This window comes from Lysobacter sp. MMG2 (assembly GCF_016735495.2).
Lineage (GTDB): Bacteria > Pseudomonadota > Gammaproteobacteria > Xanthomonadales > Xanthomonadaceae > Lysobacter_J.
The window spans coordinates 1,385,237-1,408,176 of sequence record NZ_JAERQY020000001.1 but is presented as its reverse complement, the minus strand read 5'-3'; the positions used below and the strand labels follow the sequence as shown (position 1 = coordinate 1,408,176).

At 65.5% G+C, this 22,940-nt stretch carries 20 protein-coding genes and 1 tRNA gene; 14 read left to right on the top strand and 7 right to left on the bottom strand.

What is annotated here, in order from left to right:
• Positions 1–228 precede the first annotated feature (228 nt).
• On the bottom strand, positions 229–5,424 hold the full coding sequence (locus tag JI752_RS06365; protein WP_216960878.1) for an autotransporter outer membrane beta-barrel domain-containing protein: 5,196 nt from the start codon (positions 5,422–5,424) through the stop codon (positions 229–231).
• Between the two features lie 650 nt (positions 5,425–6,074).
• On the opposite strand from JI752_RS06365, the gene JI752_RS06360 reads away from it, so the two are divergent.
• Positions 6,075–6,518 carry a hypothetical protein gene (locus tag JI752_RS06360; RefSeq protein WP_216960875.1) on the top strand — a complete coding sequence of 148 codons (444 nt, stop codon included), beginning with the start codon at positions 6,075–6,077 and terminating at the stop codon, positions 6,516–6,518.
• 349 nt (positions 6,519–6,867) lie between these two features.
• Positions 6,868–7,794: a LysR family transcriptional regulator gene (locus JI752_RS06355; protein WP_216960872.1), complete on the top strand. Its 927-nt coding sequence runs from the start codon at positions 6,868–6,870 to the stop codon at positions 7,792–7,794.
• 23 nt (positions 7,795–7,817) lie between these two features.
• Here the strand turns inward: JI752_RS06355 and JI752_RS06350 are convergent, their stop codons facing one another.
• Positions 7,818–8,825, bottom strand: a complete 1,008-nt coding sequence (locus tag JI752_RS06350) for an NAD(P)-dependent alcohol dehydrogenase (protein WP_216960869.1) — start codon at positions 8,823–8,825, stop codon at positions 7,818–7,820.
• A gap of 346 nt (positions 8,826–9,171) precedes the next feature.
• On the opposite strand from JI752_RS06350, the gene JI752_RS06345 reads away from it, so the two are divergent.
• Positions 9,172–10,038, top strand: coding sequence for an NmrA/HSCARG family protein (locus JI752_RS06345; protein ID WP_216960867.1), 867 nt, complete (start codon positions 9,172–9,174; stop codon positions 10,036–10,038).
• 479 nt (positions 10,039–10,517) lie between these two features.
• Positions 10,518–10,853, top strand: a complete 336-nt coding sequence (locus JI752_RS06340) for a hypothetical protein (protein ID WP_216960864.1) — start codon at positions 10,518–10,520, stop codon at positions 10,851–10,853.
• 228 nt (positions 10,854–11,081) lie between these two features.
• Here JI752_RS06340 and JI752_RS06330 read toward each other — a convergent pair whose 3' ends face one another.
• Together JI752_RS06330 and JI752_RS19270 are read right to left on the bottom strand one after the other, a co-directional pair.
• A complete protein-coding gene (locus JI752_RS06330; protein WP_216960858.1) occupies positions 11,082–11,567 on the bottom strand; it encodes a DUF1254 domain-containing protein in 486 nt (161 codons plus the stop codon).
• A gap of 353 nt (positions 11,568–11,920) precedes the next feature.
• A complete protein-coding gene (locus JI752_RS19270) occupies positions 11,921–12,124 on the bottom strand; it encodes an SDR family oxidoreductase (protein ID WP_256448100.1) in 204 nt (67 codons plus the stop codon).
• Between the two features lie 190 nt (positions 12,125–12,314).
• Here JI752_RS19270 and JI752_RS06320 point away from each other — a divergent pair, with 190 nt between their 5' ends.
• Complete coding sequence (locus tag JI752_RS06320) at positions 12,315–12,713, top strand: hypothetical protein (protein ID WP_216960852.1); 399 nt, start codon at positions 12,315–12,317, stop codon at positions 12,711–12,713.
• Positions 12,714–12,878: 165 nt separating this feature from the next.
• Here the strand turns inward: JI752_RS06320 and JI752_RS06315 are convergent, their stop codons facing one another.
• Entirely contained in the window at positions 12,879–13,742 is an 864-nt protein-coding gene (locus tag JI752_RS06315) for a site-specific integrase (protein ID WP_345777322.1), read from the bottom strand.
• Positions 13,743–14,026: 284 nt separating this feature from the next.
• Here JI752_RS06315 and dusA point away from each other — a divergent pair, with 284 nt between their 5' ends.
• The 5 genes from dusA (at position 14,027) to JI752_RS06290 (ending at position 18,728) form a co-directional block, all read left to right on the top strand.
• Entirely contained in the window at positions 14,027–15,043 is a 1,017-nt protein-coding gene (gene dusA, locus JI752_RS06310; RefSeq protein ID WP_345777321.1) for a tRNA dihydrouridine(20/20a) synthase DusA, read from the top strand.
• Positions 15,040–15,951 carry an arginine deiminase-related protein gene (locus tag JI752_RS06305; protein WP_216960846.1) on the top strand — a complete coding sequence of 304 codons (912 nt, stop codon included), beginning with the start codon at positions 15,040–15,042 and terminating at the stop codon, positions 15,949–15,951. Before dusA ends, JI752_RS06305 begins: the two co-directional genes overlap by 4 nt.
• Positions 15,952–16,126: 175 nt before the next feature.
• Positions 16,127–16,441, top strand: a complete 315-nt coding sequence (locus JI752_RS19265; protein ID WP_254200203.1) for a hypothetical protein — start codon at positions 16,127–16,129, stop codon at positions 16,439–16,441.
• A 61-nt stretch (positions 16,442–16,502) separates the two neighbouring features.
• Positions 16,503–17,189: a response regulator transcription factor gene (locus JI752_RS06295; RefSeq protein ID WP_216960843.1), complete on the top strand. Its 687-nt coding sequence runs from the start codon at positions 16,503–16,505 to the stop codon at positions 17,187–17,189.
• Between the two features lie 138 nt (positions 17,190–17,327).
• Positions 17,328–18,728: an ATP-binding protein gene (locus JI752_RS06290; protein WP_216960840.1), complete on the top strand. Its 1,401-nt coding sequence runs from the start codon at positions 17,328–17,330 to the stop codon at positions 18,726–18,728.
• A 5-nt stretch (positions 18,729–18,733) separates the two neighbouring features.
• Here JI752_RS06290 and JI752_RS06285 read toward each other — a convergent pair whose 3' ends face one another.
• On the bottom strand, positions 18,734–19,441 hold the full coding sequence (locus JI752_RS06285; protein ID WP_345777333.1) for a M90 family metallopeptidase: 708 nt from the start codon (positions 19,439–19,441) through the stop codon (positions 18,734–18,736).
• A gap of 63 nt (positions 19,442–19,504) precedes the next feature.
• Positions 19,505–19,765 carry a DUF3827 domain-containing protein gene (locus tag JI752_RS06280; RefSeq protein ID WP_216960837.1) on the bottom strand — a complete coding sequence of 87 codons (261 nt, stop codon included), beginning with the start codon at positions 19,763–19,765 and terminating at the stop codon, positions 19,505–19,507.
• 410 nt (positions 19,766–20,175) lie between these two features.
• Between JI752_RS06280 and birA the strand changes: the two genes are divergently transcribed.
• From birA to JI752_RS06260, 4 genes are all read left to right on the top strand, one after another.
• Positions 20,176–21,174 (top strand): bifunctional biotin--[acetyl-CoA-carboxylase] ligase/biotin operon repressor BirA, encoded by a 999-nt coding sequence (gene birA / locus JI752_RS06275; RefSeq protein ID WP_216960833.1) that lies wholly within the window; start codon positions 20,176–20,178, stop codon positions 21,172–21,174.
• Positions 21,171–21,911, top strand: a complete 741-nt coding sequence (locus tag JI752_RS06270) for a type III pantothenate kinase (protein ID WP_216960831.1) — start codon at positions 21,171–21,173, stop codon at positions 21,909–21,911. Before birA ends, JI752_RS06270 begins: the two co-directional genes overlap by 4 nt.
• A 9-nt stretch (positions 21,912–21,920) precedes the next feature.
• On the top strand, positions 21,921–22,670 hold the full coding sequence (locus JI752_RS06265) for an SPOR domain-containing protein (RefSeq protein ID WP_216960828.1): 750 nt from the start codon (positions 21,921–21,923) through the stop codon (positions 22,668–22,670).
• 110 nt (positions 22,671–22,780) lie between these two features.
• Positions 22,781–22,856 (top strand) — tRNA-Thr (locus JI752_RS06260).
• Positions 22,857–22,940: the final 84 nt, after the last annotated feature.

The window sequence follows — 22,940 nt, the reverse complement described above, 5'->3', positions numbered from 1 at the left end:
AGTAGCACAGCGTTGGGTGCGCATGCTCGGTCCACGTCCCGGGCGCGCGGTAGATCTCGCCCGGGAAGACGGAGATTCATCCAAGCCGACTCCGCTTCGCGCGGCGTGATTCAGGCGCTGGCGAATGACTCATTCTGGCCGACAGGGGACCTGCGAGCATGCGAGCTAAAGGAGTGGACAGCCTCGAATGAGGTGCGGCCAGACGAACGTTGCGGAGCGCTCGTCACGCTACCAGTTCGCCCGAATTCCCAGTTTTCCGTCCCACGCATGCGTGTCGCTTCCATCGACCGACTGCTGGTAGCCGGCGCTCGCAAATATGAAAAGGTTGCGGCTGATTTCGGCGGTGAGGCCCACTTTGAACTCACCCCAGCTACCGCCGATGTCGGTCGGGAATGCGGCGAAACCGATCGCAGTTGAGAACTCGGTTTCGGGTTCGCCCTCGAAGTCATGCCAGGCCGACAATCGCGCCCAGCCGGAAAGCTGCAGCGGCTCGGTGGCGTCGCCCCGCTGCCAACTCCTTGCGGCGCGTGCGCCAAGACGCGCTGCGAACGAAGTCACGTCGTCGAAGCGGACCTGCGTGTTGATTACCGCGACGTCGTCCATGTCGATCGATTGGTACACCAGTTGTGCCTGCGGCTCGATGATCCAGCCGCTGCCACCCATGCCGAACGGGTACCCGCCTTCGAGCGACACCGCACCGCTCCAGCCATCGCTCTCCAGTGATGGCAGGGGGCGCGAGGAATTCGATCGCGCATCGACCCACGTCGCCTGCACGACGCCGTCCAGGTAGGCGGCGTTGGGCCAGTAATGCGTCCAGTAGCCGCCCAGGCTGTAACCCTCGATGAAGTTGTCGCCGGCGAGGGTGCCGTCGTAGTGCTTCACGTCGCTCTTGGCCAGTCCCAGGGCGAAGTACACGCCCGCGGTATCGCTGTGGCCGCCATCGTGCTCGCGACGCAGCAGATCGACGCCCCTTTGCAACGCAAAGAAACGGTAGTCGTACGTCGGCCCTTCGCCATAAATGCCGTCGCGGCCTTCGCGTTCGCCGTCCACGCCGATGAGCCTGCCCCAGCTGCCTTCCAGGCCCGAGCCGCTGCCGAGGTCGCTACGTCCGCGCAGTTGGTCGAGCTCGCCAGTGCGCTCATGCAGGGTGTCGAGCAGGGTGCGTGCGTATTGCAGCGCGGTAGGCGCAAGCGCCGCGTACAGCGAGACCTCGCGGCGATAATTCGGTGGCGGTGGGGAAGGCCCAGGCCCCGGTTCGACGTCGTCGCACGGCAACGATGGGGCGTCCGGCGCGTTGCAGTCGATCGTGGAGCGCAGGAACCAACTCTCCGGCGCACTGTCGTCGAAGCTGCTGCGTTGCAAGGTGTACTCGTAAGGTCCGGCAAACACGGGCGCGCCGAGCGTGAACGCATTGGATGTGGTGGTGCTGTGGGCGTGGACCACTTCGATGCCGTTGTCTTCGGTGATGGCGCCTTCGCCGCCGACGTTGGTGATCAACAGTCGCGTGGCTCCGGTGGCGTTGGCATCGGGCCCGTCGAGCACGAGCCTGTCGGTGGGGGAGTCGTCGCTTTCGACCACGGTATTCAGGGCGATTGCGCCGCCGCGACCGAGGTAGTTGTGGGTGATGGTCACGCTGGTCCCCGGCGTGGCGCCTATATCGGCCAGCTGCACCGTTCCGGCGTTGTCGAGGTTGGCGAAGGTCTGGCTGATGCCATCCAGGAACAGCGTCGCGCCCGCCGCCGCGGTCATCTGCGAGGTCGCGCCGAACGCGCCGGCGGCGCCGGCCTGCAGGGTGCCGGCGTTGACGCTGGTCGGACCGGTGTAGGTATTGTCTCCGGTGAGGATCAGCGTGGCATTGCCCGCCTTGGTCAATGCGCCCGGTCCGGTGATCGCGCTACTGACGGTGAGGTCGGTAACCGTGTCGAAGGCTCCGCCGCCGTTGTCGAGCGTGATCGGTCGTGAGAGCACGAATGCAGCCGTGTTGGCCAACGCGCCGCCATCGAACGTGATGGGCCCCATCGCCGCGCCAAGGTTGGCGTCGGAGGCGACCGACAACGTGCCGGCGTTGATCTGCGTTCCGCCGCTGTAGGTGTTCACTCCCGACAGAACCGTCCTTCCCGTTCCCTGCTGCACGAGGGCGCCCGTGCCGGAAATCGTGCCGTCGAGCGTGAAGGTGTCGGATCGGTTCACCGCCAGCGTGCCGTTGTTGACAATGTCGCCGACGACCGAGCCACTGGCGCCGCCGGCGCCCAGTTGCAGCGTCCCGGCTGCGACCGTGGTGCCACCGCTGTAGGTGTTGGCACCCGAAAGCGCCAGGGTTCCACTTCCCTGCTTGATGAAGCCGCTCGCGCCGCTTATCACGCCGCCGAAGGTAGTGTCAGCCGCCGCGCCCGCACTGAGCGTGCCACCGCCGTTGGCGATCGCGCCGTTTCCGGTGAGATCGCCGACCGTCGTATCGAAGCCGGCCATGTCCAGCGTGCCACCGCTGTTCACCACCAACGCGGTGCCGGTGGGCAATGCACCATCGACCCCCAACTGCAGCGTGCCGGCGTTGATGGCGGTGGGGCCGGCGTAGGTGTTGACGGCCATCAGCGCCAGCGTGCCGGCGCCGCCCTTGGTCAGTCCGCCAGGACCGGAAAGAACGCCGGACCAGGTCGCGCCCAGACCGTTGGTATCGATCGACGACGCACTGCCCGCAAGCAGCGTGACGTTGACGTCCGTCGTCAGCGCCGTGCCGGCGACCTGCACGGTGCCGCCGCCGAGGTTGAAGGCATACGTGCCGGCCTGGTTGAGGTAGTTGTGCGCCAGCGACGTGCCGCCGATCTGCAACGTGCCGCCGAGCAGGTTGTAGGTGCCGTTGCCACTGCCGGCCAGGTACATCGTGACCGCGTTGTCGATGGCGAGCGTTCCGCCGGTCTGGTTGATCGTGCCGCTGCCGGGATTGCTGGAGGCAAGGTTGTTGCCCACGACGAGCGTGCCCTGGTTCACCGCAACCACGCCGGTGCCGCCGAGGTTCAAGGTGCCGATGCTCGCGTTGGCGCCGTCGTTGCGGCCGAGGATGAAGAAGCCGGGGCCGTCGAAGGTCAACGATCCACCGGAGATGTCGTAGGTTCCGGTGCCACCCTGGTTGCCGATGTTGAGCGAAGCACATCGCGCGATGTCGCCGCAGCCGGCGAAGATGCGCACATCGCCGCCGGTCTGCGTCACTTGGCCGGTGGCGCCGAACGAGCCGACTTGCAGGCTGGTGTCCACCGCCAGCGAACCGCCGCTCACGGTCAAGGTGCCTGCCGAGGGCAGGCCCGTCACTGGATTGATGCTCAGGCCGAGCACGAGTGCATCGATTGCGGTGTTGCCGCTCGACTGCGAGAACGCGCCATCCATCACCAGGGTCTGGCCGCCACTGAACGTGGCGCCGTCCACGGTGAGTGTGCCCGCGCTGGTCTTGATGAACAGTCCGTGCGCGGGCAGCCAGCCTTCGCCGCCGAGATTGACCGCGCCGCCGAACGCTTCGTTGCTGGCAAGGTTCAACGCCAGCGACGTGGTGCCGACGTTGACGGTGCCGGTGCCGGTGAGGCTCGGCAGCACGATGGCCGGTCCGGGGAACGCCGGAGGAATCGAACCTGTCACCGCAGCGATGTCGAAGATGCCCGCAGCATCGACCAGGACGCCGCCGTTGAACACCTGGCTCGCGCCGGTCAACGCAAGCGTGCCGGCCGAGATCGTGGTGAGGCCGCTGTAGCCAATCGGTTGCGTCAGGGTCAGCGTGCCGACGCCTGTCTTGGTCAGGCCACCACCGCCCGACAACACACCCGACCAGTTAGCGCCGAAGCCGTTGGTATCAATCGTCGAGGTGGTGCCGGCGAGCAGCGTGGCATCGACGCTGGTGTTCAACGTCGAGCCGATGACCTGCACCGTGCCGCCACTGAGATTGAACGCGTAGCTGCCGCCCAGGTTGAGGTAGCTGTGTGTCAGCGACGAGCCGCCGATCTGCAACGTGCCGCTGGCCAGGTTGTAGGTGCCGGTGCCGCTGCCGCCGAGGAAGAGGTTCGCGGCGTTGGCGACGGTGAACGTGCCGCCGGTCTGGTTGATGGTGCCGCTGCCGGGATTGCTCGCGGCCAGGTTGTTGCCGACGACGATCTGGCCCTGGTTCACCGTCACCTGCCCGGTGCCGCTGAGGTTGAGGATGCCGGTGCTAGCGTTAGCGCCGTCGTTGCGGCCGAGGATGACGAAGCCGGGACCGTCGAAGACCAGCGATCCGCCGGAGATGGTGTACGTGCCCGTACCGCCCTGGTTGCCGATGTTCAACGAAGCGCATCGCGCAACATCGCCGCAGCCGGCGAAGATCCGCACGTCGCCACCGCTCTGGTTCACCTGGCCGATGGCGCCGAACGAACCGATGGTCAGGCTGGTGTCGATCGTCAGCGAGCCGCCCGATACGAGCAGCGTGCCGTTGGTGGGCTGACCCAGCGGGTCCGTGCTGATGCCGAGCACCAGCGCGTCGATCGCCGTGTTGCCGCTGTTTTGCGCCAGCGCACCCGCGAGCACGAAGGTCTGGCCGCCGCTGATGGTCGCGCCATCGACGATGAGCGTGCCGGCGCCGGCCTTCATGAACAGCCCGTGCGCGGGCAGCCAACCTTCGCCGCCAAGATTGACGGTGCCGGAGAAACTTTCATTTCCCGCCAGGTCCACCGCAAGCGTATTGGTGCCGGCATTGACCGTACCCGAGCCGGTTAGGCTCGGCAGCACGATGGTGGGGGCGGGAAACGCCGGCGGAATCGAACCCGTCACGGCCGAAATGTCGAACGTGCCCGCAGTATCGACGAAGACGCCGCCGCTCATGATCTGACTGGCGCCAGCCAGTGCCAGCGTCCCCCCGGAGATCGTGGTGAGCCCGCTGTAGCCGATTGGCTGCGTCAAGGTCAGCGTGCCGGTGCCGGCCTTGTTCAATGCGCCGCTGCCGGTGAACAAACCGCTCCACGTGGTTGACTGTGCATTGGTGTTGATCGTGGACGTGGTGCCTGCCGCGAACGATGCCGCCACACTGGCCGTAAGTGGCGAGGTGGTCACCATCAGCGCGCCGCCGGAAAATTCGAACGTCCCCGTGCCGGTGATGCCGTTCGTCCCGCCGGCCTGGAGGACACCGCCAGCAAGGCGGTAGATGCCTCCGCCGCCGAGTTCGAGAGGGCCATTGGTCAGGGTGACGATGCCGCCGCTTTGGAACAGCAGTCCGCTGCCGCCGACGCCCAACTGCGTGAGGCCGTCGACGACCAATGCGCCGCCCCCCATCACGTTCAAGGTTCCATTGCCGGAACTGCCGACGGTCACCGTCGTCTCTGCGCGCGGCGCATCGACGGTCACCGTCTCACCGTCGTTGACCACGAGTTGCGCTTTGGCAGCAGGTGGCAGACTGGACAGCGCGATCACGATCGCAAGCGGGAGCGTCGCCCTGCGGACGAATCGCGAATGAAGCCTTCGAGCATTGCGCAGAATCAGCCGCGCGGGTGGGGCATACGGACGGTTGGCGACTAGCACCAAGGGTAGACCGTTCATGGCGTTTTCCCTCTCCCTGATCAGCTGCGCTCGTGGCGCACTCCTCCTTGTGATGGGCTGCGCCGCGCAGCGACACATACCGTCCTGAAAGCTCAGGACTTTCCTAGGGGAAAACCGCCGGGACTATCGCGCAGTGGACGTGCACATCCCGTTACGGCGCCGGCTGACTGGGCAAAGCGTGAGCTCGAGCTAGGTGGATAGCGCATGGCTTGCAGACCGACAGATTCTGCGTCGTCGGTTACATTGCGTTCCCGCAATTCAGCGACCCTATTTGGGTAAGCAAAGCGCGAAGAAGCCGCATGGCTGGACCCGTTCGGAATCGGGATCGACGAGCTTATTGATTGTGCCGTACGGGAATTCCAGTCATCCGAATCGCCGGCTGACGAATGACCGCTTCTGGCCGATAGTGGACGTTCGACCGGTACGCCCGGCAGCCGGGCTGCTAATGTCCGCTTTCGACCCCAAGCGGACATCCGCCAAACGGCATCTGGCGGACACCAAGGCATCCAAACCAAAGATGACATATGGCGATCTACGACACGATCATTTGGCTGCGGTCCCTTTCAACCGGAAAGTGCTTCCCTTCCGTGCAGTTCACCGCAGACACAGATATGGCTACCAGCGGCTGGGTTTCCCTCACCAGTGTTGAGCGACCCGAGATCATCGTGACGCAGCTCACTGGCAATGAATTCAGAGCAGCAGGGAGTGAGTCACCGTCGTACACCGAAGTAGAGGGCCGAGTTAACGCCATTCTCGGCAGGAATGACCTGCGTGTTCCTTGGCTGGCATCCGCCGAGCCAGATGAGCGGCATGCAGCTCCGGATTCATTCCAGGGCTTCCTGAAAACGCATCGGCCTGTACGACTGCTCTACCGCGATATCTTCGATCCGGATTCCGTTGCCGAGGAGGTTTCAACTCAATCCCGGGAGCAGTTCGAGCACGATGGTGGAGCGGTCACCCGTCTTTGAAACGTCCGGTTCTGGCCGAAGCGGACGCTCGGCCGGACGACCGGCCGCCGGGCTGCTAATGTCCGCTTTCGACCCAAAGCGGACATTCGTGCTTCGGCAGCTACTGACGGACTACCCGGCGTCGCTTTGTGCCTCGGAGATGCGTCACCTGCTCATGGAATCGGTCCGTGTCGTGACCGGGCCTCCCGAACCGCGCGACAATGCGAAACCAGGCGTGGTCGTAGCAAATGCTTCCATCCTGTCTGTGACGGATCATCCAATGTCAGATCCGAGGCCATGGCTGTCGCTGGTGTGAGTAGTGGGCGACGGCGGCGGGACTTCGCCCGCCCCACGAAGCATGAGGATAGCTATGCTTGATTTGAACGACATCGCCCTCTTCGTCCACGTCGTGCGGGCCGGCAGTTTTGCCGCGGCAGCGCGGCGTCTGGGGATGCCGTCGAACACGGTCAGCCGTCGGATACAGGGTTTCGAGCAACATCTTGGTGTGCGCTTGTTCCAGCGCTCCACCCGCCGCTTGACGCTGACCTCCGCGGGGACGACGTTCTACGAGCACAGCGCGGAGCAGGTGGAAGCCCTGGTCGAAGCGGCCAGGCAGGTCGGGGAAGGCAGTCAGCTTGCCAGCGGCAACGTGCGTGTGGCAGCGCCCGCGGACTTCTTTCGCTGGTTTCCAGTGGCATGGATGGCCGACTTTCTGGCCGACCACCCCAAGGTTCGCCTGGAGTTCCTGCTTAGCGACGAAAAGGTGGACCTGATCGATCAGGGCATCGATGTCGCTATTCGCGGCGGCCTGGAAGCCGACCCGACGCAGGTGGCTCGACAGATCGGTACCGTTCGTAACGCTCTAGTGGCAAGCCCAGGCTACCTCGCATCGCGTGGAACGCCAGTCTCGATCGCATCACTGGCAGAGCACGATTGCATCGTGGCGTCGAAGACCGCAGGCCAGACCGTCTGGAAGCTGACCGGACCGCGCGGTGACGAAGAGGTCGTGGTCATTGCGCGGTTCCAGGCCAATATGATGCATCCGCTGCTGGACGCAGCGCTGACGGGCGTGGGCATCGGCCTGCTGCCAACCACCGCCACCGCTCCCTATGTGGAAGAGGGGCAACTCGTCGAAGTGCTTCCCGAGTACGGCACCAACGTCGCCGGCATCTACCTGGTCTACTCAAGCCGCCGGCAACAGCCACGCGCGGTGACCGAGTTCATCGATTTCACCATGGCAAAGATCGTCGATGAAGGGTTCGTGCACCCGCTATCGAGCTCGCGCGCAAAGACTTGATAAGGAGGTCTGCGCGGCGCCTCTCAATTGTCGATATTGACCACGATCTTTCCGAAGTCGGGTCCGTCGAGCTGGCGGTTGAACGCCGCCTTGGCATCGTCCAATGCATACCGATGGCCAATGATGGGGTGGATGTCCTTGCTTTCGATGAAGGCGTTCATTTCTTCGAACATCTTTCTCGAACCTACGCGGACGCCTCGAACGCTCACCATTCCACCGAGAATCGACAAGGGGTTGACCGACCCGGCAGGGTTGATCAGGCCGACAAGGTGGACATGGCCATCCCGGGCAGTGGCCGCAATCGACCGTTCCAGCGTGTCCGGTCCTACGGTGTCCACGACGTGTTCGACACCACGGCCACCAGTAAGCTTACGGACCTGCTGGTGCCATTCCGGGTTGTTGCGATAGTTGACGACCTGATCAGCCCCAACGTCGATCGCCCGTGCCAGCTTTGCGTCGCTGGACGAGGTGACGATCACCTTGGCCCCGAGCGCCTTCGCAAACTGAAGTGCAAACAGGGCGACACCGCCCGTGCCCAGAATGAGCACCGTCTCCCAGGCCCGGACGTGACGGACCGCGTTCCACGCGGTCAGCGCGGCGCAGGGGAGTGTCGCACCTTCCTCCCACGACAGATTCTTGGGCAGGCGGACCAGGCCCTGTTCGTTGAAGGCCCGGTAGTCGGCCAGGCAGCCGTCGATGCCATGGCCGAGCGTCGTACTGGAGTCCACGGCATGTTCGGGGATCGAGCCGTACAACCAATCCTTCACGAAGTTTCCGACGACGCGATCGCCGACCGAGAAGCGTGTTGCGTGCGACCCCACGGCAATCACCTCGCCAGAACCGTCCGACAGCGGAATGGTGGGGCGAGGCAGTCGAATGCCCTTGTCTCCGGCGAGATAGAAGGTGTCTTTGTAGTTCAAAGATGCGGCGCGCATCCTCACGATGATTTCGGTCGGGCCAGGCTCGGGTATCGCCTCGTCAAACAGGTGAAGTGCATTCAGGTCGGGAGCGGTCAGTCTGTAAGCAAGCATGTCGTGGTTCCGGAGGGCAATTCGAGTTGCTGACGCACTCGGTGCGTCGCTGCTGGATCATCCTGCGCGGCCTCCCCGTCTGCCAGATGCGGCCGTGGATTAGACCCGTCCATCCATGCGAGCAATACGGGTGCCCAACGGAAGCCACCAAGCGCTCCTGCGTATGGATGACTGAAACCCATATTTGCCGGCTAATCAAACCGGACTCCTGCACCTAGATTCGCGGTGCGCTACTCCAGACACATGCCAGCCATGGCGAGTCGCGCGCAAACCCGCGGATAGCAGCGATCTCGCGGGCGGCTATTTCAGGAAATGAGGAACCCACGTGACATCGAAAGCAAAAAAAGTGATCGCCGTCATCGGCGCATCGGGCCAGCAGGGCGGTGCCGTAGTGCGTGCCCTTCGGGCTCACGACCAGTATCACGTACGCGCCTTGAGCCGCAATCCAAGTCGTCACCTCGACCTGGGTCATGAAGTTCACAAGGCCGATCTTAACCAGCCTGGCGGCCTTGAGGCTGCCTTCACTGGAGCGTACGGCGTCTTTCTTGTCACCAATTTCTGGGAACAAGGCGCCGACGAGATCATGCAGGCTACAGCGGCGATCCGCGCCGCCAAGCGCGCTGGCGTCCGGCATCTCATCTGGTCCACGCTGCCTAACGTCGAAGAGATCAGCGGTGGGAAGTACAACGTTCCTCATTACACCGGAAAAGCTAAGGTGGACGCGATCATCCGCGAAGCCGGCTTCGAGCACCATACGTTCGTGATCCCGCCGATGTACTACCAGAATCTGACGGGCCCGCTGGCGCCACAAAAGCAGGCGGATGGGTCACTGGGGTGGGCTCTACCGCTCGATCCCGGCGTCCGCGGAATCCATATGGGCGACATCAACGAGATCGGGCACATAGTGGCAGGCGCCTTCGCCGACCCCGGCCGAGCGGGCAACGGGGAGTACCTGCCCCTCGTCGGCGACTTCATGAGCTTCGATGACATCATCCGCACACTGAATAGCCAAGGGCACGCATTCTCCTTCGCGCAAGTCCAGGACGAGGCCTTTCCGGCGGAGATTGCCCAGACGTTCCGGTACTTCCAGGAGTACACCTATCTCGGCTCGCCCTCGTTGGACCAGATCGACCTTGCAATCAGGATTGCAGGCCGGGAGCCGAGCACGTTCTCTGCGTGGGCCGCGACGAACTTTCCGGTGGCCAGCCGGTAGCATCCAGACGCGAGGAGTAGCGCTGGGTTGTTGCCCAGCGCCCGTCGGGAACGTTCGCTTGTGGCCGATAGCGGACGTCCGGACGGGACGCCCCGGCGGTCGGGCTGCTAATGTCCGCTTTCGACCAAAGCGGCCACTTGCGTGACAAAGGCGATGCGCGAGCGGAATCCAAATCCGATCTTCCGCAGGAACGTGATCATCGCGTTCGCTGCAGTCCTTGTTGCGAGATGGCTGTCCAGGCACATTGATGAGCCATGGATCTTCTACGTTGTCGTCGGACTTGCTCTGATCGTTATGGTCAGGGAAATGTTCAAAGCCCTGAGTGAATGGAAGCGGTGATGTCGAGAATGTCCGCTTCTGGCCGATAGCGGACGCTCGGTCGGGACGGTAGGCAGCCGGGCTGCTGGTGTCCGCTTTGGACCCAAAGCGCACACTGAAGATCTCGCTTCAGGCATGTTGGGCGACTGGGGGAGGAAATCATGAAACGGATGGCGATTGTCGCGGCTTCGGCTTTCTTGGCTGCGTGTGCATCTGTCCCGAAGCCGGCGACATACGCAGGCGACGTTCCCGCCGAGATTTCAGCGATGCCAGGCGACGAGTTCTCGTGGCGAGGACGGAACTACACCCCTGACCGTATGGGCGATGCGATTCGTGCAGCCAAGGCGTCTGAGGGCCTCACCTCGGTCGTTCTGCTGTTCGGGGACGATGCCACCGTTCAAGACATTGTTGATGTCGCGATCATTGCTCGTGCTGCCGGGTTGCCTGCGTTCTACAAGCAAGGCGACAAGCTCAACCCCATCACGGTCGGCCGCTGATCGCCAAGCAGGGCATGTCCGCTTCTGGCCGATAGCGGACGTTTGACCGCGACGCCCGGCAGCCGGGCTGCTAATGTCCGCTTTCGACCCAAAGCGGACACTTGACAACCCCACGAGTGACGCCGGGTGACCGCGGGTCGTCCTTTCGTGATTGGCGCGTCCGGCCAGTACGCACGGATATAGAGCGAAAACTCGTCCTCGGGCGCCGGCAGCCAATTGCTTTCCCTTTCAGGTCCCGGGGAGGCATGCTGCACGTACAGAGGACCGCGACCAAGTCAGTGGATGCTCGGCATACGGCATTAATGCCCTTCGGTGTCTCGCCCTCCCAATTTGCCCCGACCAACAGGTAGAAACCTGGCTTCGTGCCGTACTGCTGTCCGATCGAGCAGATGATTCCGTACGCGAGTCCGCTATCTGATAGACGAAGAAGCGATCGCCGAGATCCGGTACCTGGATGACAACCGGCTGCGTGTCGAGGTGCTGATAACCCGCTCCATAGACAGTGTCTTGATTGGGGCAGGTAACGAACTTCTGATCCGCCTGGATGTAGTCGGTAAGCATGCTGATGGATCCGAGCGGTGCCACCGGCAGCACGCCGCCATTACGCCCCGGCTCGGGCACGCCGGCCATGGCCAGCGAACGGTTGTAATTGACCAGTGGCCAACCCCACACGTAAATCATCCGACCTGCCGCTTCGACAAAGCCCGGCGTCATCACCGTTCCGGGCGGTATCCCCGCGATGTCGGCCGCGGCCTGGGGCTGCGTGACCTGGCTGGTGGATGCCGGCTCTCCTTTTGGGGCGGACGCCGATGGCGCACCTGGCGCCGGAACTTCAAGGCGAAGTACCTGTAAGCCCGAAGAGTCCACTCCTGGCCGATAGCGGATGCCTGATTGCTGGTACCGGCGCCCGATGCACCGGCCACCGCGATCAAAACGTTCTCCTTGGCCCAGTCGCTGTCCTTGTAGGCCTGCTTGCGTTCGACCCTCCGTTGCAAGGGCCTGTCATCACAAAGCAAAGCACTCGATCGAACGAAAAGCCCGGACGATGGTCCGGGCTTCTCGCGCCCCTACTTGCCCCACTCCGGACCCCCATCCGTGCAGGTCTGCCCCCCATCAACCGGCAAGACAATCCCGGTGATCCAGGCAGCTTCGTCGCTAGCAAGAAAAGCGACCGCCGAGGCAATCTCTTCAGGTCGGCCTGCCCGTCTCAGCGGAATACGGTCCCAGGCCTTTTCGAGAAGCGCGTCATCATCCATGATGGCTTCGACCATGCGGCGCCCATCGAACGGCGCCGCGGTCCGGGTGGAAGGCGGCACGTTTCGTTCCATCCTCTGAACCAGCAATCGAAGTCGGCCTGAATGACCGCTTTGGCCGATACCGGACGTTCGGCCAGGACGGCATGCGGCCGGGCTGCTAATGTCCGCTTCCGACCCATAGCGGACATACGGACCACGCAACGTCATGGAACGAAGCAAGATTGATCCGACCTGGCCAAACGCCCTGCGTTGGTTCCTTAATCAGGGCTTGGCCAAGTTCACGCCATGGCATTTCTTTTCCGACGCCTCGGACTTTGAGTTCGCGGCCCGCGCTTTCCAGCGCGAAGACGTAAGCGGCGGCGAAGTCTTTGTTTTTGCCAGTCAGCAGGACTGCGACGACTTTGCGGGGCTGTTGGTGGTGAATGGCCAGATCACAGATCAGGTCGTTTACTTTCATCCAGTCTTTGGCGAAAGCAATCAGGCATCGCCCCGTACGTGGAACATCGTTAGCGACGTCTACGAAGACGTGTTCGAATTTGTCAGGGCGCGCGTGCTCCCAGACATGAAGGACTGGTCGCTCGCTGAGGACGCTGCGGATCTCTGAGCAATGTCCGCTTCTGGCCGATAGCGGGCATTGGGCGCGGAGGCACGACGAATCAATGTAAGGTCCGTCTTCGACTCGAAGCGGATATCCGGTATCCGAAGGGCGACCTTAATCGTTCTATGCTTGACGAAGGAGTGCCCGACTGGAAGCAGCCACCGGCGACAATCAGTCCCTATGCAGGCTCTCCGGGCGTAGCTGTGTGTATCTCTTCAGCTCTTGCCAGCTCTCGTGCAACGTGACTGTGGCGACCTGTTCGATGCTGTACCCTTGTTCGAATAAGCGGGACGTCGCTTCGTGCCGAAGGTCGTGGAAGTGAAGATCTTGTATTCCAAGAGCGATGCATGCGCGCCGAAACGCTGTCCCGATCGAATCGGGCTTGAATGGGAAGATTCTCTGTCGATCTTTCGTGGGCTGGCGATCGACTAGGGGCCACATGTCGGCGAGCAAGGGGAAGCGCTTGTGATTCCCCTCTTTCGCCCGCGGGTGCTTTGCATCTCTAAGTACTGCTGTTCTGGTAGGCGCGTCCAAGTCTTCCCAAAGAAGTCTCGTGATTTCGCCCTCGCGCTTGGCGGTTCCGATGGCGAAGTCGACTATGTCGGCCATTGGCAGCTTCATTCGCCAAGCATTGGCCTCGAAATGCGCCTTCAATCTCGAAAGCTCTTCGGGGGTTGGGCGTCGGTTGCGTTTGACCGACTTGGCAACCAGTTTTACTAGGCGCAGCGAAGGCCGTGCCTCGGCCACTGGGTCGTGGGGCAAGGTGAGCTTGCCCATCGACTTGGCCACCTTGAGCATTTCGGACAGGTAGCCCAGTTCGACATTCATAGTGGCGCCACCGCAGGCTGGCACGCGGTGCCCATCCTTGTTGATGTGCTCGCCCTGGCGCCTCTTCCGCGTGTGCTCGATGACGTCCGCAGCTGTGAGCTTGCTGGCCACTTTGTCCCCAAGTCCCTCCTTGACCCTCGACAGATTTCCCCGCTGAGTGAGGCTGATTCGTTTCAATTGGCCGACGTACGTGCTGTACCAATCCACGAGCTCCGCGACGGTGGCTCCGTCATGCTCGGCGACACCTCGAGCTTCCTGGTCCGCTAGTTCGCGCTCAATTCGATCCGCCCAGGTGCGGGCTGCACTCTTCGTCGGAAAGGTCCGCGATTTGGGCGCAAAGCCTTTTCGGCGGACAATAGCCCTCCACCGATCGCCGCGCTGTTGAAAGGTCGCCGTGTTGTACCAAGTGGGCGTGGTACACGAATGGTGCACCGAGGCTAGGATATGACGGGGAAATTTCGGGAGCGGGCAGGATCAATAGAGAGCCATAAGTGACTGTAGATAAACAGAAATCGTTGAATCCGCAGGCTATCCGACTGTCGGTTGCGCCCATGATGGACTGGACCGACACCCACTGCCGTGTCTTCCACCGGCTGCTGGCGCCGCATGCGCGGCTGTACACGGAGATGGTGCATGCCAACGCGGTGATCCACGGCGATCGCGCGCGTCTGCTGGCCATGGATCCGATCGAACATCCCGTCGCGCTGCAACTGGGCGGAAGCGAGCCGGAGCTGCTCGGGCAGGCGGCCCGCATTGGCGCCGAACATGGCTTCGACGAGATCAACCTCAACTGCGGATGCCCCTCCGATCGCGTGCAGGCCGGGCGCTTTGGCGCGTGCCTGATGCGCGAGCCGCAGCTGGTCGCCGAAAGCGTCGCGGCGATGGTCGAAAGCTGCGACGTACCGGTCACCGTGAAGTGCCGCCTCGGCGTGGACGACGACCACGACTGGGGCCGCTTCCTCACCTTCGTCGACACCGTCGCCGCGGCGGGCTGCGGGATGTTCGTGATTCATGCGCGCAATGCGTGGCTGCAGGGGCTGTCTCCGAAGGAGAACCGCGAGGTCCCACCGCTGCGCTACGACTGGGCGTACCAGCTCAAGCGCGAACGCCCGCATCTGCAGATCGTCGTCAACGGCGGTATCGCCACCCAGGAGGAGGCGACCGCGCATCTGGCACATACCGACGGTGCGATGCTCGGCCGCGCGGCGTACCACGATCCCTACCTGCTGCATCGCCTCGACGTCGCCTGGTTCGGCGGCGAATTGCGCAGCCGCGGCGATCTTCTGCGCGCGTTGCGTCCCTATGTCGAGGATCAGCTTGCACGCGGTGTTTTCCTCAAGCACATCACGCGCCACCTGCTTGGGTTGTTCGCCGGCGAGCGCGGCGGGCGTGCGTTCCGGCAGGTGCTCAGCGAAGGCGCGCACAAGCCGGGGGCGGACTGGTCGCTGGTCGAACATGCGTTGCAGGTCACCGAGTCCTTTGCCGGCGAGCGGATGGACGCAGCATGATCACGCGTGATGCGCAGGCGTTTTTCGCGCATGCACAGGCGCTTGCGCACGACTTCGGCCCGGCGACGGCGCGTGCCGCGTTCCTGGTGGCGCCCGACGGCTTCCGCCTGGCCGAGCAGTCCGCGCAGGACAACCGCTACATGGCGCAGGCGGCCGGGTTCGATGCCGCACGCGCTGCGGACCAGCACCACGCGTTGCACCGCGCGCTTTCGGACGTGCTGCCGACCGTGTGCTTTCCCGGCGATCCGGCCACGCCCGATGCGGTCTTTCCCAACAACGTCTTCGCCACCGCGGCCGGGCGTTACGTGGTGGGGCGCATGCGCCACCCCGTGCGGCAGCGCGAGGCCGAGCGGGCCGATATTCGCGGCTTCTTCGGCGGAGTCCTCGACTACGCCGAGATCGACCTGTCGTTGCAGCCGCACCCGTGCGAGCTGACGGGCGCGCTGGTGATCGACCGGGCCCGCGGGCTGGGTCTATGCGGTCTGTCGGAACGCTGCGATGAAGCCGGCGCCCGGCTGATGCACGAAGCGCTGGGCCTGCGCGCGACGCTGCTGTTCGACCTGGCGTCGGGGGAGTACCACACCAACGTGGTCCTGTCGGTGCTGGCCGGACGGGCGGCGATCATCAGCGAGCGGGGCTTCGCCGACCCGGCGATCGCACGCGCCATCGCCGACTTCTACACCCCGCACGTGGTGCAGCTGTCGGAGCGGGAGCACCGGGCGCTGGTCGGCAATGCGATTGCCCTGTCGGGCGACATGGTGTGGATGAGCGCCCGGGCCGCCGACGCCCTGGCGCCGCGCAATCGGGAGGTGCTGGCCGCTGCGGGCTTTCAGGTGCGCACCGTGGGACTGGATGCCATCGAGGCCGGCGGGGGATCCCTGCGCTGCTGCGTGGGCGAGATCTACTAGTCCAGCGCGCCCAGGCAGGGTCGCCACGCGGCAGGGTCTGAATGCCGGCCATGGGCAATCGGAAAAGTTCAGACCGGATTCACCGCTTCGGTTGAGAATGCACACTGTCGCACGGCCGTGCGATATTGCCTCGCTTGTGTGCCCAACCTCGATGAAGATGCCGTCAGCCCGTCCGATGTCCCTGCTTCTGCTTGCCGCGCTCATGGCGACGGCGGGCATGGTTTGGGCGCAGGATCGGGGTGACCATGATCGCGGCGGCCGGGGACACGAGCGCGGAAACGACCGGCAGGCGTTGTCCGATTCGGTGCGTCGGGTCGAACGCCGCACGGGCGGTCAGGTCCTGAGCGCGGAGCGGGTGCCCTATGACGGGCGTGACGTGAACCGTGTGAAGGTGGTCGATTCCAGCGGCCGGGTCCGCATCTACATGGATGATCCGCAGTCGCGCGATCGCCCGCAGCAGGAACCCCCTACACGCCGCGACGACGACTGACCCGCCACGCTCTCCGGAGCCCGGTTGCGGCCGGGACAGAACGACAGACATTGGAGTCAACATGCGAATTCTGCTGGTCGAAGACGAAGCTCCGCTGCGCGAAACCCTCGCCGCCCGCCTGAAGCGGGAAGGCTTTGCCGTGGACGCCGCCCAGGACGGCGAAGAAGGCCTGTACATGGGCCGCGAAGTCCCGTTCGACCTGGGCATCATCGACCTGGGCCTGCCGAAGATGTCGGGCATGGAGCTGATCAAGGCCCTGCGCGACGAAGGCAAGAAGTTCCCCGTGCTGATCCTGACCGCCCGTTCGAGCTGGCAGGACAAGGTCGAGGGCCTCAAGCAGGGCGCCGACGATTACCTCGTCAAGCCCTTCCATATCGAAGAACTGCTGGCCCGCCTCAACGCGCTCGTGCGCCGCGCGGCCGGCTGGAGCAAGCCGACGCTGGAGTGCGGCCCGGTCGTGCTCGACCTCGCCGCGCAGACGGTGAGCGTCAACGGCAGCAATGTCGACCTGACCAGCTACGAGTACAAGGTGCTCGAATATCTGATGATGCATGCCGGCGAACTGGTCTCGAAGGCCGATCTCACCGAGCACATCTACCAGCAGGACTTCGACCGCGACTCCAACGTGCTGGAGGTCTTCATCGGCCGCCTGCGCAAGAAGCTCGATCCCGATGGCTCGCTCAAGCCGATCGAGACGGTGCGCGGCCGTGGCTACCGCTTCGCCATCGCGCGCAGCGGAGAGCAATAAGCACCAGCGCACGGATTCGATGAGCCAGCAGCGCCGGGCGTCGGCGAGTCATCGTCAACGCGCGGCGCGGTGGGTACCCTTGGCGGCGATGCCGTCGCCGATCCTTTCCTTCCACGCCGGACGCCTGGCCGGTCGCCCATGAGCTGGGGCCAGCCGCGTTCGCTGCAAGCCCGCCAGCTGCTGGCGGCGAGCCTGGGCCTGATCGCGTTCCTCGCGCTGGCGGGTTACGCGCTGGACCGCGCGTTCCTGGAAACGGCCGAGAGCAACATGCGCCAGCGCTTGCGCAGCCTCGCGCTCGCGTATGTCGCCGGCGGTGAATTCGCACGCAACGGCGAGTTCATCCCGCCCTACGAAACCGTCGATCCTCGCCTGGAACGTCCCGGCAGCGGCCTGTACGCGGAGGTCGTGCTGCCCAATGGGCACTGGGATTCGACTTCCGCGCAGGGGCCGATCCTGCCGGCGGGCAAGATGCTCGAGCCCAACGAGGAAAGCTTCGAGCGCGCGCTGCCCATCACCGAAATCAGCGGCAAGGCCGGCGAGGCGTACCGCTACGGTCGCGGCCTGATCTGGAGTGCCGGCAGCGACGATGCGCGCGCGGAATTCCCGTACACGATCTACGTGCTGGAGGACACGACCGCGCTGAGCCGGCAGGTGAGTGTGTTCCGCCAGGCCCTGTGGCGTTACCTCGGCGGCGCGGGCCTGATCCTGATGCTGCTGCAGGCGGTGATCCTGCGCTGGAGCCTGCGCCCGCTGCGGCGCGTGATCGACGAACTCAAGCGCGTGCAGCGCGGCCTGGCCTCGCGCATGAGCGGACGCCATCCGCGCGAGCTGGAACCGCTCACCGAGAGCATCAACGCCTTCATCGAGAGCGAGCGCGAGAACCTCGACCGCCAGCGCAATACGCTGGCCGATCTCGCGCACAGCCTGAAGACACCGCTGGCGGTTCTGCGCGCGCGCGTCGGCGAGGACGTCCCGGTGCAGGAACTGCGCGAGGAGATCGACACGCAGGTGCGCCGCATGAGCGATCTGGTGTCGTACCAGCTCGCGCGGGCCGCGCGCTCGGGCCATGTGCTGTTCGCCGCGCCGTTGGAGATCGAACCCTACGCCGACCAGATCGTGCGCAGCCTGGAGAAGATCTACGCCGCCAAGGGCGTGATCTGCGAATTCGATATCGACGAGGGCGTGAAGTTCTACGGCGAGCCGGGCGACCTGCAGGAAGTGCTGGGAAACCTGCTGGAAAACGCCTTCAAGTGGGCGCGCTCGCGCGTGTTGCTCACGGTGAAGGAGGGCGAGATCGCGCCGAACCGTCGCCCGGGTCTGCTGCTGGCCGTCGACGACGACGGCCCCGGCGTGCCGGAAGACAAGATCGATCTGATCCTGCAGCGCGGCGTGCGCGGCGACGAGCGTGTGCAGGGGCACGGGATCGGATTGGCGACCGTGCAGGACGTGGTGCGCAGCTATCGCGGCACGCTCGACGTGAGCCGCTCGCAGGAACTGGGCGGCGCGCGGTTCGAAGTGGTTTTGCCGCCGGGCTTGTAAGGCGCTCAGGCGAAAGGCGAGGGGCCGTAGAAGCGTTCCAGATGCGCGGCGACCTGTGGCATTTGTGCGCGCAGCAGGTGCGGATCGCTGAAGTGGTACTCGGTGACGACGGCGAAGAATTCCTCGGGCGCTTCGGCGGCGTAGCCGTCGATCGCCGTTTCGCGTCCGCGATCGACCTGCTTGCACAATGCGTCGTAGGCGGCCTGGAAGTCGCGCGCCCACTCCTTCTGCCACGGACGCGGCAGCGGAGGCGTGCCGTCGAGCGCGCCGTCGAGGACGTCGATCTTGTGCGCCATCTCGTGCGCGGCGACGCAGAAGCCTGCGCGCGGGTCTTCGCAATCGGCCACGATGTCGGCCCACGACAGGATCACCGGCCCCATTTCCCAGGCCTCGCCGATCAATTCGTCCTGCCACTCGTGCAGCACGCCGGCGGCATCGACATGCGTGCGATTCACGCGGAACGCGTCGGGGTAGACGATGAGTTGCGACCAGCCGCGCAGTCCTTCCGCGCCGAACTCCAGCAGCGGAAGGCAGCACACCGCGGCAAGCGTGCAGCGCTGCGCGTCGTCGAGCACGAGATCACCAACGGGCGTGATGGTCTTTTCATGGAGGAAGCGTGCGGTGAGTTCACGCAGGCGCGCATCGCGTGCGGGATCGAGCGCGCGCAACCAAGGCACGCGCGCATGCGCGGCGTGCCAGATGTCATCGGGAATCGGAGCGGGCGAAAACCGCAGGCGCCGGAACAGTCCTAGCAAATCACGACGCTCGCGCGTTGATCAGCGGAACATGCCCGGCAGGAAGCTGTGCCAGCGCGGCGACTGCATGCGACCGCTGCTCGCGTCGCTATGGACGCTGGGGCGGGCGGGCTTGGTGTCGCGTGCCGGCGCGGTCGCGCGCGGATTCGAGCGGGCGCTCTCGCGTGCGATCGAGGACGCTTCCGGGCAGCTGCCGCTGTTGGCGGAGCTGAGCTTGATCTCGCGCGCAGCCACGGTCGAGCTGGCGACCACGATCAGCAGGCACAGGCAGATCCGGAACATGGCGGAATCCTCGGACGGACCCGGGGTAGACCCCGGGCAAGACTGGACTATAGCGCGAAAACAGGACAGAGGCCGGACGGGCGGGTGGTGCATTGCAGCAACTCTCCTTGTTCGGGCGGTACCGCCGGATGGGCCGGCGGCGGCGTCCTCCGGACGGCGCCTTGCAGACGCAATCATCTCTTATCGATGCGCGCCTGGCGCAAAGGGTTGCAACGCTTCGTCGCGCTCGGCCACCGTCCCGCCGATTAGTCCCCGGGGATGTCCCGTATCGGGCTTTCCCGTGGGTCGTTCGCCGCCCGGGCGCCGTTCGTCGGCCAGTGCCGTTCCCGCATAATCCGCGCGATGACGCCCGATGCCCGCCCCCCATCCTCCATGACCGCCGCCCGCTACCCGCCAGGGCGCTTGCGCTGATGGACGAGCGCCAGTTGCTGCAGCGGCTCATCGCCGGGCCGGTGTCGGGCGATGCCTTGGCCCGCGAGGGCGGGCAGACCCGTGCCGCCGTGTGGAAGCGCATCGAAGCCCTGCGCGAGGCCGGCGTGCCGATCGAGGCGCGGGCGGGGAAGGGCTATGCCCTGGCCACGCCGGTGCATCTGATCGATGTGAATGTCATCCGGGCCGGGCTGCCGGCTGACGTGCATGCGTCGGTGGCGGCGCTGGAAACCGCGTGGACGATCGACAGCACCAACAGCGAACTCCTGCGACGCCCGGCCCCGGAGCAGGGTGCCCTGGTGCTGCTCGCCGAGCGCCAGACCGGCGGGCGCGGCCGACGCGGACGCGAATGGACCTCGCCCCTGGCCGCGCATCTCTACCTGTCGGTGTCGCGCCACTTCGGTGGCGGGCTGGCGCGGCTGGGCGGACTGAGCCTGGTCGCGGGCGTCGCCGCGGCCGAGGCGCTGCACGACGCTGGCTTCCCGGCCGTCCGGCTGAAATGGCCCAATGATCTGGTGGTTGCAGAGCCCGGCGGGCCCATGCGCAAGCTCGGCGGCATCCTCGTCGAAGGCGGCGGTGAACATGCCGGGCCGGTGCGCGCCGTGATCGGCCTGGGAATCAACGTGCGTATGCCGACCACGGTAGCGGCCGCAATCGATCAACCATGGTGCGACCTCGCCGGCCTTGCCGAACCGGGGGCGTCCGTCGACCGCAACCCAATAGCCTCCGCCGTCCTCGCGCGACTGCTGCCGGCGCTGGACGCGTTCGATGCCGACGGGCTCGCTCCTTTCCGTGCGCGCTATGCCGCCGTGGACGCGCTGGCGGACCGCCCCGTCACCGTGCATGCGCCCACCGCCGTGCTGCACGGTCGCGCGCTCGGCCTGGCTGACGATGGCGCCTTGCGCGTGCGCTTGGACGAGGGCGGGGAGCGAAGTTTCCATTCCGGCGAAGTGAGCGTGCGCAGCGGAGCCGATACATGAGCGCGTGGCTGTTCGACCTCGGCAACACGCGCTTGAAGTGCGCACCGCTGAATGCCGATGGCGGCATCGGCGAGGCGATCGCGTTGCCCCATCGCGAGGAGGATGTCGCCGCGGCGATGGCGCACCACCTGCCCGCGCGGATCGACGTGGCCTACTTGGCCAGCGTCGCTCAGCCCGGCCTGCGGGTGGCGGTGCTCGATGCGCTGGTCGCGCGCTGCGGTCGCATTTCCATCGCCCGGACGCAGCCGCGCTTCGGCGGTGTGCGCATTGCCTATGCCGATCCGCGCAAGCTCGGCGTGGACCGCTTCCTTGCCCTGCTCGCCGTGCACGCGCGCGTACGCGGTCCGGCGCTGGTGTGCGGCGTCGGCACGGCGCTGACCGTCGATCTGATCGATGCGGGAGGCCGGCATGTCGGCGGTCGCATCGCACCGTCGCCCACGCTGATGCGCGAAGCCTTGCACGCCCGCGCACCGCAGTTGCCCGACGTCGGCGGCCAGTACGACGACTTCGCCCGCGACACCGAGGACGCGCTGGCATCGGGTTGCGAAGGCGCGGGCGTCGCATTGATCCAGCAAAGCCTGGCGGCCGCGACGCAGCGCCTGGGCCGGGCGCCCGCGCTGCTGCTGCACGGCGGCGGGTCCGATGCGCTGGCCCACCACCTGCCGAACGCGACCGAAGTCGCAACGCTGGTGCTGGAAGGCCTGGCCCGCTGGGCCTGCGTCGAGACCGCCGCTTAGAATCGCCCCATGCTCGCTCGCGCCCTGGTCGTCCTGCTGCTGGTGCTCAATCTTGGTGTGGCCGCCTGGTGGACGCTGCGTGCGCCACCGGCGCCCGCGCCTGCGTTCGTGCCGCCGTCGGATGTGGCGAGGCTGCAGTTGGTCAGCGAAAAGCCCGGTGCGAAGCCGGCCGCGCCCGCACCTGCTCCGGTCGCGCAGGGTCTGCCCGCTGCGTCACCGGCGTCGGCCACGCCTCCTGCCACGCCCACGCCCGACACGGCGATCGCTGCCACGCCGCCACCCGCGACGCCTGCCGCGTCCGCGCGCTGCTACAGCGTGGGACCGTTCGCCAACGCCTCGGCGGCCAACAGTGCGCGCGAGGTGCTGATGGCCGTGGCATCGCGCGTGGTGCCGCGCGAACAGCGCACGGGTTCGCCACGCGGCTGGCGCGTCTACCTTCCGCCGATGGCCTCGCTGGCCGAGGCACAGGCGGCCGCGCAACGCATCGCCGGCGCCGGGTTTGGCGACTACTTCATCGTCCGCCAGGGCAACGAGGCCAACTCGATCGCGCTGGGCCGCTATCGCAACGAGGAATCGGCCCGCCGCCGCGCCGACAGCCTCGCTGCCGCCGGCTTCGCCGTGCGCGCCGAACCGCTGGGCGACGGCGGCCCGTCCACGGTCTGGCTCGACCTCGTGGCCAAGCCGGAGTTCGACCCGGCGCGCGCCGAGGCCGCCGTGCAGGTTCCCGCGCGCGAACTCGACTGCGCGCGCATCCGCTGAGAGGCGGTGTCATGGGCGTGCGGGGCGGTGCAGGCTAGAATGCGCACGTCGCCGGCACGTGCCCGGTCGACGGGCCGGTCGCTCCGGCCGGATCCGCGAAGCATCGCAACGCCGCTTTAGCTCAGTCGGTAGAGCAACTGATTTGTAATCAGTAGGTCGTCCGTTCGAATCGGACAAGCGGCACCAATCCAGGCACGCAGAGGCAGCCCGCGGGCTGCCTTCGCGCTTCTGGGGCAATGTCGCCCAGCCGCCATTGCGTCGTCCCATTCA

Bases quoted from the DNA above. Each gene is read 5' to 3' on its own strand.
- JI752_RS06350 (WP_216960869.1), bottom strand. From the start codon at position 8,825: ATGCTTGCTTACAGACTGACCGCTCCCGACCTGAATGCACTTCACCTG.
- JI752_RS06340 (WP_216960864.1), top strand. From the start codon at position 10,518: ATGAAACGGATGGCGATTGTCGCGGCTTCGGCTTTCTTGGCTGCGTGT.
- JI752_RS06360 (WP_216960875.1), top strand. From the start codon at position 6,075: ATGGCGATCTACGACACGATCATTTGGCTGCGGTCCCTTTCAACCGGA.
- JI752_RS06295 (WP_216960843.1), top strand. From the start codon at position 16,503: ATGCGAATTCTGCTGGTCGAAGACGAAGCTCCGCTGCGCGAAACCCTC.
- birA (WP_216960833.1), top strand. From the start codon at position 20,176: ATGGACGAGCGCCAGTTGCTGCAGCGGCTCATCGCCGGGCCGGTGTCG.
- JI752_RS06305 (WP_216960846.1), top strand. From the start codon at position 15,040: ATGATCACGCGTGATGCGCAGGCGTTTTTCGCGCATGCACAGGCGCTT.
- JI752_RS06280 (WP_216960837.1), bottom strand. From the start codon at position 19,765: ATGTTCCGGATCTGCCTGTGCCTGCTGATCGTGGTCGCCAGCTCGACC.
- JI752_RS06330 (WP_216960858.1), bottom strand. From the start codon at position 11,567: ATGACGCCGGGCTTTGTCGAAGCGGCAGGTCGGATGATTTACGTGTGG.
- JI752_RS06270 (WP_216960831.1), top strand. From the start codon at position 21,171: ATGAGCGCGTGGCTGTTCGACCTCGGCAACACGCGCTTGAAGTGCGCA.
- JI752_RS06355 (WP_216960872.1), top strand. From the start codon at position 6,868: ATGCTTGATTTGAACGACATCGCCCTCTTCGTCCACGTCGTGCGGGCC.
- JI752_RS19270 (WP_256448100.1), bottom strand. From the start codon at position 12,124: ATGGTCGAAGCCATCATGGATGATGACGCGCTTCTCGAAAAGGCCTGG.
- JI752_RS06290 (WP_216960840.1), top strand. From the start codon at position 17,328: ATGAGCTGGGGCCAGCCGCGTTCGCTGCAAGCCCGCCAGCTGCTGGCG.
- JI752_RS06265 (WP_216960828.1), top strand. From the start codon at position 21,921: ATGCTCGCTCGCGCCCTGGTCGTCCTGCTGCTGGTGCTCAATCTTGGT.
- JI752_RS06320 (WP_216960852.1), top strand. From the start codon at position 12,315: ATGGAACGAAGCAAGATTGATCCGACCTGGCCAAACGCCCTGCGTTGG.
- JI752_RS19265 (WP_254200203.1), top strand. From the start codon at position 16,127: ATGTCCCTGCTTCTGCTTGCCGCGCTCATGGCGACGGCGGGCATGGTT.